The following is a 14,109-nucleotide window of genomic DNA, read 5'->3' as shown; positions in this document are numbered from 1 at the left end:
TGCATGGAACTGCTCGAAGAGCACCGTTGTTTTGAAGGTCGACAGCAGCGCTGGCGGCATGACTCCACCGTCCTGAACTGTGCGATGACGTTCAGCATTTTCCTGCCGCCGACGGAAAACCCGCCGGTTCTGTTCTGGCTTTCGGGCCTGACCTGCAACGACGAAAACTTCACCACCAAAGCGGGCGCGCAGCAACTTGCCGCCGAGCTGGGTATTGCGCTGGTGATGCCTGATACCAGCCCGCGTGGCGATGATGTGGCCGACGATGCAGGATACGACCTGGGTAAAGGCGCCGGGTTTTATCTCAATGCGACCGAGCAGCCGTGGGCAGGCCACTACCGCATGTATGACTACATTCGCGACGAGCTGCCCGCGCTGATTCAGTCCGGGTTTGCGGTAAGCGACCGCTGCGCCATCAGCGGACATTCTATGGGCGGTCACGGGGCGCTGATCATGGCGTTAAAAAATCCGGGAAAATACGTCAGCGTGTCGGCATTTGCGCCAATTGTGAACCCAACGCAGGTGCCGTGGGGGCAAAAAGCCTTCACGAACTATCTGGGTGAAGATGAAGCAAAATGGCAGGAATGGGACAGCTGTGCGCTGATGCTGGCCAGCAGCTCGGCAAATGCGATCCCGATGCTTGTCGATCAGGGCGATGCGGATCAGTTCCTCGCCGGACAGCTACAGCCTGCGGTGCTCGCAGAAGCGGCACGCCAGAAGGACTGGCCGCTGACGCTGCGCATCCAGCCGGGGTATGACCACAGCTATTACTTCATCGCATCCTTTATTGAGGATCATCTCCGCTTCCATGCGGAGCATTTTTTTGGGTAAGTGCGGCTACGTGCGCTCTGATGCCCTCACCCTGGCCCTCTCCCACAGGGAGAGGGAACAAATACTAAAAACGGCAACTTACGTTGCCGTTTTGCTTTTACCCTGGCCGCATCAGAACTTGTAATCCACACCGACAAAGTAGCGACGGCCATCTTCCGTATAGCTGTAATCGTCGCGGCTCAGATCTTTATCCAGCAGGTTCTGCACTCCCGCGCGCAGCTTCACGCTTTTCGTCGCCTGCCACGCGGCGCCGGTATTCCAGATGACATAGCCACCCGGCGTTGGTGCACTGCTGGTCAGCGCGCGTTTCTCACCGGTGTAGTTGCCCTGAACGTAGAACGACCAGTCCTGCGTCGCCTTCCAGTCAACGGTACCGTTGGCGGTGTGGAACGGCAGATCGGACAACGGCTTGTTGCCGCCGTTGCTGATGTCACGGCCGTCGTTGTAGGTGTAGTTCAGGGTCAGTTTCCAGTCGTCCGCCAGCGGGAGCTTCAGCTCGGTCTCCACCCCGCGGATGCGCGCCTTGTTAACGTTGTAGTAGCGGAAAATCGGCTCACCGTCCGCATTCAGGCCAACGTAGTTAGGGTAGCCCTGCGCCTGTTTCGCATTGGCCGTACGGCTGATGCTGATGCGATCATCCACATTATTCTGGAAGGTGGTAACGCTGGCCTGCACGCCCTCTAACCAGCCCTCTTCCCCGCTGTAGTACAGACCGAATTCGAAGCTCTCGCTGGTTTCCGGTTTCAGATCCGGGTTACCGACAATCTCACAGGCACCGCGGCACGAGCCGGTGACCCAGTCCGGGCTCAGCTGGAGCAGTGACGGCGCTTTAAACGCGGTAGCCCAGCCCCCTTTCACCGTTACGGTATCGGTCGCGTTGTAAACCAGATAGGCTCGCGGGCTCCAGTGGTCACCGTAGGTATCATGGTCATCCATACGGATGCCGGTGGTCAGCGCCAGAGGTTCAAAGATACGCCACTCATCTTCAAGGAACAGGGCATACTGGCTTGTCGAGGTACTGCTGCTGGAACCGCCCGTCAGGTTGACCGGATCCTTCAGCTTATCGTGACGCCATTCCCCGCCGAAGGTCAGCAGCTGGTTGATTTCGCCCAGAGGCAGCACGTATTTCCCGTCCACCGCGTTGCTCTCGGAGGTGATCGGATTGCTGTTGCCCGGGTTTTTGTTATCCACCTTTTCGCCGTAAACCTTCAGCTCGCTGTTGCCGACGCCCCAACGGCCGTTGTGGCTGAGAGAGTAGTTCTGACGTTCAAGGCGGTTTTTGTCGAGGGAATCCGAGTCGCGATCCTGACGATCGAAGCCGTAGCCCGCCGTAAAGTCGTGGTTTTCAGACGGTGTCCAGGCGAACTCCACATTCCCATCGCGGCTGGTGAAGCCCTCAATGCGCGGCGTTTCACCGCTCGCCGTGGTAGAGGACTTCTGCTGACCGTCTTTCTCACGCTTCGCGAGGCTACCGTAGGCTTTCAGCCCCAGCAGGCCGTCCACCAGCGGACCGCTGGTATAGAACTGCCCGTTGTAGGTGTCTCCACGGTCCCGGTGCTCCTGAATCGTGGAATCGGCGCTCAGGGTGCCCGTCCATTTCTGGCCGATTTTTTTGGTGATAATGTTCACCACGCCGCCCAGCGCATCGGAACCGTACAGAGAAGACATCGGTCCGCGCACCACTTCGATTCGTTCGATGGCGTCAACCGGCACCCAGTTGAGGTCGAAATCATTATGGCGGAATACCGCGTTACGCGAGTTAACGCGCTTGCCGTCGATCAGGATCAGCGTATAGCTGCTGTCCAGTCCACGAATACTTACCCCTTTACGGTTGTCCCCTTCGCTCGTGAGCTGAACGCCCGGCACCTCCCGTAACACATCTTTCAGATTCTGAACGGGTTTGCGCTGCAAATCTTCCTGGGTAATCACGCTGATGCTTGCCGGGGCGTCTTTCAGGTTTTGCTCGGTCGCGGAGGCCGTTACAACCATTGTGTCGCCGGATTCCGCTGCGATAACAGGCAGGGCCAGGGACATTGCGGACGCACAAAGTCCTCCCCTGACGAAGGGATTCAACCTAAACATTCCATATCTCCATGAGGTAAATACAACTAAATCAAATCATCATTGCTCACAGCGTCTTCCCTGCCGCCCACATCTGCGGTGGGTCGGTGACACGCTTATTTTTGATAACGATAAAGCAAACGATAATTATTATCAATTAAATTGTTAAGAAATATATCTTTGTGTCAGAATTCGGGAATAAAAAAACCCGCTCGATTGAGCGGGTTAAAAGAGAGGAACTGCGGTTATTGTTTAAATCGTTCCGGGAATTCCATTTCACTGTAGCGAACGAATTTTGTTCCTTTCGTCAGCTTGTAGCCAAACCAGATGACGAGGAACAGCGGAATACCAATGTAGGTCGCCGTCACGGCGCCCCAGTCAATGGTGTCCGCCAGGAACGCTTCATAGTTCTGTCCCAGCGTAATGATCAGGCACAGAATGAAGGCGAAAATAGGACCCAGTGGGAAGAAGCCGGAGCGATACGGCAGCGAGTTAATATCGTGACCCTGCTTGACGAAACCGCGGCGGAAACGGTAGTGGCTAATAGCAATCCCCAGCCAGGCAATAAAGCCCGTCATCCCGGACGTGTTAAGCAGCCACAGGTACACCGTCTGGTTGCCAAACATGGAGGTCAGGAAGCACAGACCGGCAATCACCGTTGTTGCGTAAAGCGCGTTACGCGGTACACCGCCACGGGACAGCTTCGCGAAGATACGCGGCGCTTTACCGTCGCATGCCAGCGTGTAGAGCATACGGGTGGACGCGTACATCCCGGAGTTACCGGCTGAAAGCACAGCGGTCAGGATAACGGCGTTCATCACCGCCGCAGCTGAAAGCAGACCGGCGTGCTGGAAGACCAGCGTGAACGGGCTGACGCTAATGTCTTTTACGTCATTACGCAGCAGGCTTGGATCGGTGTACGGGATGATCAGGCTGATAATCAGGATCGCGAACACATAGAACAGCAGGATACGCCAGAAGACCTGACGGACCGCACGCGGAATATTTTTCTCCGGGTTCTCTGACTCACCGGCGGCGATACCAATCAGCTCGGTACCCTGGAACGAGAAGCCGACAATCATCGCCACGCCAATCATCGCCGAAAGGCCACCGGCAAACGGCGCATCGCCTATCGCCCAGTTACTCCAGCCCGCAGGTTCTGCGCCTTTGAAAATACCAACGATCATCGCCACACCGACGACGATAAAGATGATGACGGTTGCCACTTTGATCAAAGAGAACCAGTATTCCGCTTCGCCGAAACCGCGCACGGAGATGTAGTTCAGCAGGAAGATGACGGCGAGGAACAGGGCGCTCCAGATCCAGCCCGGCGTATCCGGGAACCACCAGTTCATCACCAGCTGTGCGGCGACAAGGTCAACGGCGATAGTGACCGCCCAGTTGTACCAGTAGTTCCAGCCCAGCGCGAAGCCGAAGCCTTCTTCAACGTATTTTTGACCGTAGGTCGAGAACGAACCGGATACCGGCATGTACGCGGCCAGTTCGCCGAGACTGGTCATCAGGAAGTACACCATCAGGCCAATCAGGATATAAGAGAAGAGTGCCCCACCCGGGCCGGCTGCCGAAATCGTTGCGCCAGAGGCAACGAAAAGACCTGTTCCGATTGAGCCGCCAATGGCGATCATCGTCAGGTGACGCGCCTTGAGTTCACGACGTAGCGTGGGCGCTTCTGTGGTTTTAATTTCTGAAACCATATGAAAATGCTGTCCATTCAATAAATGAGGCGCGATTGTAGCAGACGATCCGCGTTCCTTCCGGCAGAAATACTCAGTTATAAGAGAGCTTCATGACTCGGCCAGGATTATAAGTAAAGCATAAAAATGTAGGGTGACAGGCGCGCGTAGCCCCGGTAAGCGAAGCGCCACCGGGGAACGTTAAATGGCGCAGTAGCGCAGAAAACGCTGCAGAGAGCTGGAAAGGTGTTTCTGACGATGATGGATGCACCATAGCGTGCGCACCAGTTTCGGCAACGGAACCGGGATTTCAACCAGCGACCCCGTCTCAAGCTGTTCGGCAATGACGCGCCGGGAAAGACAGCTGATCCCCAGGCCATGACGCACCGCGTGCTTGATAGCCTCAGAGTTCCCAAGCTCCATCCCTAACTGGAAATGCGGCAGATGGGAAAGCAGCAGATAATCGACAATTTCACGCGTGCCGGAGCCCTGCTCGCGCAGGATCCACTGCGCCTGCGCCAGGCGCTCCAGCGTCACCTCGCCCTGCAATAACGACGAGGCCGGGGACGCAAACACCACCAGTTCATCCTCCAGCCAGGGCTCGGCAATGATATCGACGTTATGGCAGGGCCCTTCGATGAGGCCGATATCCACGCGGAAATCGATCACCGCGTTGATAACGTCCTGGCTGTTACCCACGCTCATCTCCAGCGGCAGGGTCGGGAAATCCCGGCGGTAGCGGGCAATCACTTCCGGCAGAATGTAGTTCCCAATGGTGCTGCTGGCGTAGACGCGGATCGCACCGTTGTCTTCGCGGAACAGCTGTTCGATTTCGATAGCCTGCTCCAGCAGCGCCAGCGCGCGTGGATAAAGAAGACGACCGTGCTCGTTGACCACCAGACGCTTCCCTACCCGGTCGAACAGCTGCACGCCCAGCTGTCCTTCAAGATCGGTCAACGCCGCGCTGACCGCAGACTGCGAGAGCGCCAGCATTTGTGACGCCTGGGTCGTCGAGCCGCTTTTCAGCACCTCGGCAAACACTTCCAGCTGACGCAATGTAATGTGCATGGTTGCTTACCACTTATATAGATTGATTATAAGTATATAATCAATTTTATTTTTAAGCCAGAGCGCCGTAACCTTTAGCCAGACAAAGGAGAAGGTTATGTCAGAAATCACCTTACAACATCATCGTACAGTGTGGCACTTCGTGCCGGGCCTCGCGCTTAGCGCAGCAGTGACCGCCGTAGCGCTATGGGGCGGCAGCATCCCGGCTATCGCAGGCGCAGGTTTTAGCGCGTTGACGCTGGCCATTTTGCTGGGCATGGTCGTGGGAAATACGGTTTACCCACATATCTGGAAATCCTGCGACGGCGGCGTGATCTTTGCCAAACAGCACCTGCTGCGTCTCGGGATCATCCTTTACGGCTTCCGTCTCACCTTTTCGCAGATTGCGGACGTGGGCGTGAGCGGAATTGCCATCGACGTCCTGACCCTGACCAGCACCTTTTTACTGGCCTGCTTTATTGGCCAGAAAATATTAGGCCTGGATAAGCAAACCAGCTGGCTGATCGGTGCCGGGAGCAGTATCTGCGGAGCCGCGGCGGTGCTGGCAACAGAGCCCGTCGTTAAAGCCGAAGCCAGCAAGGTGACCGTGGCGGTGGCGACGGTGGTGATCTTCGGTACGCTGGCAATCTTCCTCTACCCGGCCATGTATCCGCTGGTGGCCCACTGGTTCAGCCCGGAAACCTACGGCATCTATATCGGTTCGACCATGCACGAAGTAGCGCAGGTGGTGGCGGCAGGACATGCCATTAACCCGGAAGCCGAAAACGCGGCGGTGATTGCCAAAATGCTGCGCGTGATGATGCTGGCACCGTTCCTGATTTTCCTCGCGGCGCGGGTTAAGCAGCTGGCACCGGCAGGCGGCAGCGAGAAAAGCAAAATCACCATTCCGTGGTTTGCGATCCTGTTCATCGTGGTGGCGATTTTCAACTCCTTCCACCTGCTGCCGAAAGCGGTGGTGGATATGCTGGTGACGCTGGATACCGTGCTGCTGGCGATGGCCATGGCGGCGCTGGGGGTGACCACACACGTCAGCGCGCTGAAAAAAGCCGGGGCGAAACCGCTGCTGATGGCGCTGGTGCTCTTTATCTGGCTGATTGTCGGCGGCGGTGCGATTAACCTCGCGGTGCACAGCCTGATGGCATAAACCATCTCGTCCTTCTCCTGCTAACCCGCTATCATAAGCGTTTCGGGTTAGCAGGAGTTTTTTTATGAAATATGTTGGAGCGCACGTCAGCGCTGCAGGTGGCCTTGCGAATGCCGCCATTCGCGCCGCCGAAATCGAGGCGACCGCTTTCGCCCTGTTCACCAAAAACCAGCGCCAGTGGCGCGCCGCGCCGCTCACCGCCGACGTGATTGATGATTTCAAAGCCGCCTGTGAGAAGTACCACTACGGGCCAGGCCAGATCCTTCCCCACGACAGCTACCTGATCAACCTCGGTCACCCGGTTGAAGAAGCGCTGGAAAAATCCCGCGAGGCGTTTCTTGATGAAGTACAGCGCTGCGAACAGCTGGGGCTGACGCTGCTGAACTTCCATCCGGGCAGCCATCTGATGCAAATCGATGAAGATGCCTGCCTGGCGCGCATTGCCGAATCCATCAACATCACGCTGGACAAGACCAAAGGCGTCACCGCGGTGATTGAGAATACCGCCGGTCAGGGCAGCAACCTCGGCTTTAGGTTCGAACATCTGGCGGCGATCATCGACGGCGTGGAGGATAAATCCCGCGTTGGCGTGTGCATTGATACCTGCCACGCGTTTGCCGCCGGATATGACCTGCGCACCACCGAGGCAACGAAAAACACGTTTGATGAGTTCGAGCGCATTGTGGGCTTTAAGTACCTGCGGGGCATGCACCTGAACGATGCGAAAAGTGCGTTCGGCAGCCGCGTTGACCGCCACCACAGCCTGGGTGAAGGCAACATTGGTCAAGATGCGTTCCGCTTCATTATGCAGGACGCCCGCTTCGACGGTATTCCGATGGTGCTGGAAACCATTAATCCGGACATCTGGGCAGAAGAGATTGCCTGGCTGAAGGCACAGCAAACCGCTGAACAGGCGGCATAAAAAAAGCCGGGTGCGAAATGCAACCCGGCTTTTTTGTGGTTTATCGCTTACGCTGCTTTCGCCACAACTTCCACTTCAGGACGTTTCAGCACCGCGTATGACAGACCCGCCACCAGCGTACCAGCAACGATGGCCAGCAGGTAGCCCAGGACCGGCGTGATGGCGCCAGGGATCAGCAGCACGAACAGACCGCCGTGTGGTGCCATCAGCTTCGCGCCAATCGCCATGGAGATCGCCCCGGTCACTGCCCCACCCGCGATACAACACGGCAGTACGCGCATTGGGTCACGAGCCGCGAACGGAATCGCCCCTTCGGTGATGAAGCACAGACCCAGAACCAGCGCGGCTTTACCGCCTTCCTGCTGCGCTTTATCGAACTTACGACGGGCAATAATCGTCGCCAGGCCGAGCGCCAGAGGAGGCACCATACCTGCCGCCATGATCGCTGCCATCGGTGCGTAGGTCTGGGTACTCAGCAGGCCAACACCAAAGGCGTACGCCGCTTTGTTCACCGGACCACCCATGTCGGTACACATCATGCCGCCGAGGATTGCGCCCAGCAGAACCGCGTTCGCGGTGCCCATGGTTTGCAGCCAGTGGGTCAGACCCGCCAGGATGCCCGCAACCGGCTTACCAATCAGGTAAATCATCGCCAGACCGACCACCAGGCTGGAAATCAGCGGGATGATCAGAATCGGCTTCAGCGCTTCCATACTCTGCGGCAGCTTGAGCTTCGAGCTGATGAGCTTCGCGACGTAACCGGCCAGGAAGCCCGCGATGATACCGCCGATAAAGCCAGAACCGGTGCTCACGGCCAGCATACCGCCGATAAGACCCGGCGTCAGGCCAGGACGGTCAGCGATGGAGAAGGCAATAAAGCCTGCCAGAACGGGAACCATCAGTGCGAACGCGGAACCGCCGCCAATCTGCATTAACGCAGCGGCCAGCGTGCCCTGCTCTTTAAACGCGGTAATACCAAATGCGAACGAGAGGGCGATACACAGACCACCCGCAACCACCATCGGCAGCATGTAAGACACACCGGTCAACAGATGGCGATAGGCGCCTGCAGACTCTTTCTTACCTTCCGTCGCGGTTTGACGCGCGCCGGTTGCCTGATACGGCTTCGCTTCCACCAGCGCTTTATCAAACTCCTGCGCGGTCTTTTTCAGCGCCAGGCCGGTAGACGTGCGGTACATTGGCTTACCGGCAAATTTCGCCAGGTCCACTTCGATATCCGCCGCCACAATCACCAGATCGGCCTCAGCCACTTCTTCAGGGGTGATAGCGTTGCCGGCACCGACGGAGCCGCGCGTTTCAACTTTAACCCACCAGCCGCGTTTTTTCGCTTCGGTTTCAATGGCCTCAGCCGCCATAAAGGTGTGAGCCACGCCCGTCGGGCAGGCCGTCACTGCAACAACGCGTTTCGGACCCGTGGCCGCAGCCGGTGCCGTCGCGACAGGCGCGCTGTAGACAGACGCGTGCCCTTTCGCTTCGCTCAGGAACAGTTCCGGATGTGCCACCGCGCGATTAATATCGCCCAGCCACACTTTTTTGCCGTTCAGCGCACTGTCAGCCGGGATGTTGTCGCCCAGGACAATGACCAGTTCGGCATCGCCCGGGTTATCAATGATCTCGAGATGTGCTTTGTTCGCCGCCGCTCCCAGCAAGGTCTTCGCCATATAGGCGCGAGCCTGTCCGAGACCGGAGTCAATGATCAGCAGCGTTTTCATTATTCCTCTCCTGCTGTTAGTTAAAAGGTTTTAAGTCAACGCGCGCCATCATCGCGGCTAACTGGGTACGATCGGTAATACCGACATTGCTCTGGCTTACGGCCAGGGCAGCAACGGCAGTGGCAAGACGTAAAGTATGTTCACTGGATTCACGCATCAGCAGACCATAAATCAGGCCGCCAACCATCGAATCCCCTGCGCCAACGGTGCTGACAACGTCAACCGACGGCGGTTTGGCGATCCATTCGCCAGAAGCGTTAACCCACAGCGCGCCTTCTGCACCAAGCGAGATAACCACGTGAGCGATACCCTGCTCGCGCAGCGCATGGGCAGCGTCAATCACATCTTTTAATTCCGGCAGCTTACGACCCGCCCAGATCTCCAGCTCGCGGCGATTCGGCTTCACCAGCCACGGCGAGGCTTTCAGACCGGCAACCAGCGCGTCGCGGCTGCTGTCAAAAATAATGCACGGGCACTGGCTGCGCAGGCGCGTCATCCAGTCGGTAAACGCTTCCGGGCTCACGCCGGACGGCAGGCTGCCGCTGACGCAGACCATGTCAAACTGACCAAGCCAGGTCAGAGAGTCGTTAACAAAACGCTCCCAGTCAGACGGCGTCACTTCGAAGCCAGAGAAGTTAAGATCGGTCACTTCACCGTCTTTCTCCGTCAGCTTGACGTTGATGCGGGTACGGCCCTGAACAACCTGAAAACGGTTGGCAATGCCCAGCTCGCTGAACAGCTGCTGGAAACCATCCTGGTTATCTTTACCGAGGAATCCACCCACGGTGACGTCGATACCGAGATCCTTGAGCACTTTCGCGACGTTAATCCCTTTGCCCGCAGCATGCAGGCCGGTGGTACGCACGAGGTTGACTTCGCCGCGCTCAATTTCCGGGCAAAATCCTACCAGGTCATAAGCCGGGTTCAGCGTAATAGTCGCAACACGTCTGCTCATTATGCGCCCTCCCCCAGACCTGCCGCGATGGCGTCGCCAATCGCTTTCAGCGCCTGTTCAGCATCAGCACCCTGCGCGGTGAAACGCAGACGGTGGCCTTTCTTCACGCCCAGCGCGACAACTTTCATCAGACTACGGCCGTTGGCCGGTTTGCCCGTGCCATCCAGATTCGCCACGGTAATCTCGCTCTCGAATTGTTTAATGGTATTCACCAGCATGGTGCCCGGACGGGCATGCAGGCCGTGCTCGTTGCGTACCACGAACTCCGCGGTCTGCACGTCTTCGGTCGGCGCATCATCACTGGTCAGCAGTGCCAGCACGGTGGAGGCATCAGCGTTCAGCAGTTTTTCAGCTTTGTTGTTCAGCAGCAGATCGCCAAGACGCTTCAGCACGGAAACCGGCTGCTCATCGTTCATTGCCACGGTCACCAGCATGGCCGCGCGCTCGCCTTCTACGTCAAACGCATTAGCCGCGCGGCTCACGGCGATAGCGCTGCGCAGGTTGCCTTCAGCACTGTCGTTCAGCCAGATACCCTGACCCAGATTCAACGGCTTATCGTTAATCACGCGCGTCACAAACGTGGCATCCGCCGCGCCGGCTTCTTTCAGACGACCCGCGTTCAGCGCCTGCAGCGTTACCAGATCGGAGGCAACCACGTCCAGCGTCAGCGTTTCATTATCCAGCTTCAGCGCTTCGCTCTGTTTTTCGCCCATCAGCAGGGCGCGCAGCTCTTCAGCCGTGGTCGCGGACTTCAGCTGTTCAGCCACATCGTCATCGCTCAGGACATGCGTCAGCTGACGCAGCAGGCCTAAGTGTTCGTCGCTGCTGGCCGCGATACCGATAGCCACATACGCCACCTGACCGTCGCCCCAGAGCACGCCCTGCGGGAACTGATAAACCTTAACGCCGGTTTTCAGCACCTGATCGCGGGTGTCGGTTGTGCCGTGCGGAATGGCAATGCCATTGCCGAGGAAGGTTGAGGTCTGCTGCTCGCGGGCCAGCATGCCGTTTACATAGCCGTCCGCGACGTTACCCGCCTGCACAAGCGCAGCGGCAACCTGGCGAATAGCCTCTTCTTTATCCCCGGCCTGAGCGCCCGGGTGGATATCCTGAACAGATAACTGGAACATGGTTCTCCACTCCTGCTGAACTTGAATCGTTTCAGCTTTAATGAGAAAAAATGCGCTAGCCTGCTCCGTTTGTTAAAACAAGATAGCGCTGAAACGTTTCAAAAAGTCTTGCGCTTTCTGCAATGTCTTGCAAGTAAACTCGTATTTCCGATCTCAGAATTTAGAGATACAGCACATTTCTTCTTCGTTCAGCTGAATTTTGCTGAAGTTCAGCAATACAGTTTCAGCTAAGGTCAGCCAGGTGGGACGTAAGTTGAAATGCTATTTTGATTTTTCGTGGCATCATTGACCGCGCCCACTGTTTATTTTTTAGCTGACGGCGTAAACTCCGCCCCTCTCTGCTACTCGCTAATTATAAAACATGCATAACACCCCTGCGGCCGTCTCGCCGAAGCCCTTTGATTTGACCTCCGCGGCGTTCCTGGTTGTTGCCTTCTTCACGGGCATTGCCGGTGCGTTACAGACGCCGACATTAAGCTTATTCCTGACAAATGAGGTTCACGTTCGTCCGGCAATGGTCGGCTTCTTTTTTACCGGAAGCGCCATCATCGGCATCCTGGTCAGCCAGTTTCTGGCGGGACGCTCCGACAGAAAAGGCGATCGTAAAAGCCTGATCGTTTTCTGCTGTCTGCTGGGGGTCATGGCCTGCGTTCTGTTTGCCTGGAACCGCAACTATTTCATTCTGCTCTTCGTCGGGGTATTCCTGAGCAGCTTTGGCTCAACGGCGAACCCTCAGCTGTTCGCCCTTGCCCGCGAACACGCCGACCATACCGGACGTGAAGCGGTGATGTTCAGCTCTCTCCTGCGCGCTCAGGTGTCGCTGGCGTGGGTGATTGGCCCGCCGCTGGCCTACGCGCTGGCGATGGGTTTTGGCTTTACGGTGATGTACCTGAGCGCGGCCGTCGCGTTTGTGGTGTGCGGCGCGCTGGTGTGGTTCTTCCTGCCGTCCATGCGCAAAGAGCCGAAAGTGGCAACGGGCGTGCTGGAAGCGCCGCGCCGCAACCGCCGCGATGCCCTGCTCCTGTTTGCTATCTGCACGCTGATGTGGGGCACCAACAGCCTGTATATCATCAATATGCCGCTGTTTATTATTGATGAACTGCACCTGTCGGAGAAGCTGGCGGGCATCATGATGGGCACCGCTGCCGGGCTTGAGATCCCGACGATGCTCATTGCGGGCTATTACGCAAAGCGCTTCGGAAAGCGTTTTTTAATGCGCATCGCCGCCATCGCCGGTCTGCTGTTTTATATCGGTATGCTGACGGTACATACGCCGGGGCTGTTGCTGGCTTTACAGCTGCTGAACGCCATTTATATAGGCATTCTCGCCGGGATAGGGATGCTCTATTTCCAGGATCTGATGCCGGGTCAGGCAGGCTCTGCCACCACCCTTTATACTAATACCACCCGCGTGGGCTGGATTATCGCGGGCTCAATGGCCGGTGTCGTTGCAGAAATCTGGAACTATCACACGGTGTTCTGGATTGCGCTGGTGATGTGCACGCTGACGATCGGCTGTCTGGCGAGGATTAAAGACGTTTAGGGCGCGGTGAGCGCTTCCAGCTCAAGAAGGTACGTCATCGCCTGCCCTCGCGTGCTGCCACACATTTCGGCCGTGGGCTGAAGCCCGGAGCAGACTTTCGGGCGCAGCGGTGAGCCAAAGATCATGCACAGGTTCGTTTCCGAGAGCTGAACGCAGCGGGTATTGGCAGGCTTGCCCTCCGGCATTCCTGGAATGGGGCTTGAAATGGACGGTGCAGTACAGCACGCGCCACAATCGGGACGACAATCCATAAATGCTCTCTTTCGCTGACGATCGCCCGCGCAGTCGGGCATCGCGCGCACAGTAACACCTTTTGCGTATTGATAGCAAAAGCCACGAATTCCTCTTGCCTGAAAGGCCGCGCGCGAGTAATTTGGCGCGATATTTTTTACCTCCCGTAAACAGGATTACTGCAATGCCAAGAGCGAACGAAATTAAGAAAGGTATGGTGCTGAATTACAACGGCAAACTGCTGATTGTGAAAGATATCGACATTCAGGCACCCAGCGCCCGTGGTGCAGCAACGCTGTATAAAATGCGTTTCGCCGATGTGCGTACCGGCCTGAAGGTGGAAGAGCGCTTTAAAGGTGACGATATCGTCGATACCGTGACCCTGACCCGTCGCTACGTTGATTTCTCCTACATCGACGGCAACGAATACGTGTTCATGGACAAAGAAGATTACACCCCGTACATCTTTACCAAAGATCAGATTGAAGAAGAGTTGCTGTTCATCCCTGAAGGCGGCATGCCTGACATGCAGGTTCTGACCTGGGACGGCGTGCTGCTGGCGCTGGAGCTGCCACAGACTGTCGATCTGGAAATCGTGGAAACCGCACCCGGCATCAAAGGCGCATCCGCAAGTGCGCGCAACAAACCGGCTACCCTGACCACCGGCCTGGTTGTGCAGGTGCCGGAATACCTCTCCGCTGGCGAGAAAATCCGCATCCATATCGAAGAAAAACGCTATATGGGTCGCGCTGACTGATTGCGGCGTTTGTCGGGTGGCGGCTTCGCCTTACCTGACC

The 14,109-nt window shown here is 57.1% G+C and carries 12 protein-coding genes; 5 read left to right on the top strand and 7 right to left on the bottom strand.

What is annotated here, in order from left to right:
- Nucleotides 1-3: 3 nt before the first annotated feature.
- On the top strand, nt 4-831 hold the full coding sequence (fghA, locus tag ACERY3_RS11885) for an S-formylglutathione hydrolase (RefSeq protein ID WP_373225726.1): 828 nt from the start codon (nt 4-6) through the stop codon (nt 829-831).
- Between the two features lie 111 nt (nt 832-942).
- Here fghA and cirA read toward each other — a convergent pair whose 3' ends face one another.
- The 3 genes from cirA to yieE form a co-directional block, all read right to left on the bottom strand.
- Nucleotides 943-2,913, bottom strand: coding sequence for a catecholate siderophore receptor CirA (gene cirA / locus ACERY3_RS11880; RefSeq protein ID WP_087823034.1), 1,971 nt, complete (start codon nt 2,911-2,913; stop codon nt 943-945).
- 224 nt (nt 2,914-3,137) lie between these two features.
- Entirely contained in the window at nt 3,138-4,607 is a 1,470-nt protein-coding gene (locus ACERY3_RS11875) for an amino acid permease (RefSeq protein ID WP_023336352.1), read from the bottom strand.
- 180 nt (nt 4,608-4,787) lie between these two features.
- Nucleotides 4,788-5,654, bottom strand: a complete 867-nt coding sequence (gene yieE / locus ACERY3_RS11870) for a DNA-binding transcriptional regulator YeiE (RefSeq protein ID WP_023312476.1) — start codon at nt 5,652-5,654, stop codon at nt 4,788-4,790.
- Nucleotides 5,655-5,751: 97 nt separating this feature from the next.
- On the opposite strand from yieE, the gene ACERY3_RS11865 reads away from it, so the two are divergent.
- On the top strand, nt 5,752-6,798 hold the full coding sequence (locus ACERY3_RS11865) for a YeiH family protein (RefSeq protein ID WP_373225723.1): 1,047 nt from the start codon (nt 5,752-5,754) through the stop codon (nt 6,796-6,798).
- Nucleotides 6,799-6,862: 64 nt separating this feature from the next.
- Nucleotides 6,863-7,720, top strand: coding sequence for a deoxyribonuclease IV (gene nfo, locus ACERY3_RS11860; RefSeq protein ID WP_182071297.1), 858 nt, complete (start codon nt 6,863-6,865; stop codon nt 7,718-7,720).
- A 47-nt stretch (nt 7,721-7,767) separates the two neighbouring features.
- Here the strand turns inward: nfo and fruA are convergent, their stop codons facing one another.
- From fruA to fruB, 3 genes are read right to left on the bottom strand one after another with little or no spacing between them, the layout of a single operon-like run.
- Nucleotides 7,768-9,453 carry a PTS fructose transporter subunit IIBC gene (gene fruA / locus ACERY3_RS11855; RefSeq protein WP_373225721.1) on the bottom strand — a complete coding sequence of 562 codons (1,686 nt, stop codon included), beginning with the start codon at nt 9,451-9,453 and terminating at the stop codon, nt 7,768-7,770.
- A 16-nt stretch (nt 9,454-9,469) separates the two neighbouring features.
- The gene (gene fruK, locus ACERY3_RS11850) at nt 9,470-10,408 is read right to left on the bottom strand and encodes a 1-phosphofructokinase (RefSeq protein WP_014170919.1); all 939 of its coding nucleotides are present in this window, start codon (nt 10,406-10,408) and stop codon (nt 9,470-9,472) included.
- Nucleotides 10,408-11,538 (bottom strand): fused PTS fructose transporter subunit IIA/HPr protein, encoded by a 1,131-nt coding sequence (gene fruB, locus ACERY3_RS11845; protein ID WP_039263167.1) that lies wholly within the window; start codon nt 11,536-11,538, stop codon nt 10,408-10,410. The genes fruK and fruB overlap by 1 nt, the downstream gene beginning before the upstream one ends.
- Nucleotides 11,539-11,899: 361 nt before the next feature.
- Here fruB and setB point away from each other — a divergent pair, with 361 nt between their 5' ends.
- Entirely contained in the window at nt 11,900-13,081 is a 1,182-nt protein-coding gene (gene setB, locus ACERY3_RS11840) for a sugar efflux transporter SetB (protein ID WP_048975800.1), read from the top strand.
- Here setB and ACERY3_RS11835 read toward each other — a convergent pair.
- A complete protein-coding gene (locus ACERY3_RS11835; RefSeq protein ID WP_023312483.1) occupies nt 13,078-13,332 on the bottom strand; it encodes a YkgJ family cysteine cluster protein in 255 nt (84 codons plus the stop codon). The genes setB and ACERY3_RS11835 overlap by 4 nt on opposite strands.
- A gap of 164 nt (nt 13,333-13,496) precedes the next feature.
- On the opposite strand from ACERY3_RS11835, the gene yeiP reads away from it, so the two are divergent.
- Nucleotides 13,497-14,069 (top strand): elongation factor P-like protein YeiP, encoded by a 573-nt coding sequence (yeiP, locus tag ACERY3_RS11830; RefSeq protein WP_008500940.1) that lies wholly within the window; start codon nt 13,497-13,499, stop codon nt 14,067-14,069.
- Nucleotides 14,070-14,109 lie beyond the last annotated feature (40 nt).

Source organism: Enterobacter cloacae complex sp. ESBL7 (genome assembly GCF_041679625.1).
GTDB lineage: Bacteria > Pseudomonadota > Gammaproteobacteria > Enterobacterales > Enterobacteriaceae > Enterobacter > Enterobacter asburiae_B.
This window is presented reverse-complemented; position numbering and strand designations above follow the sequence as displayed.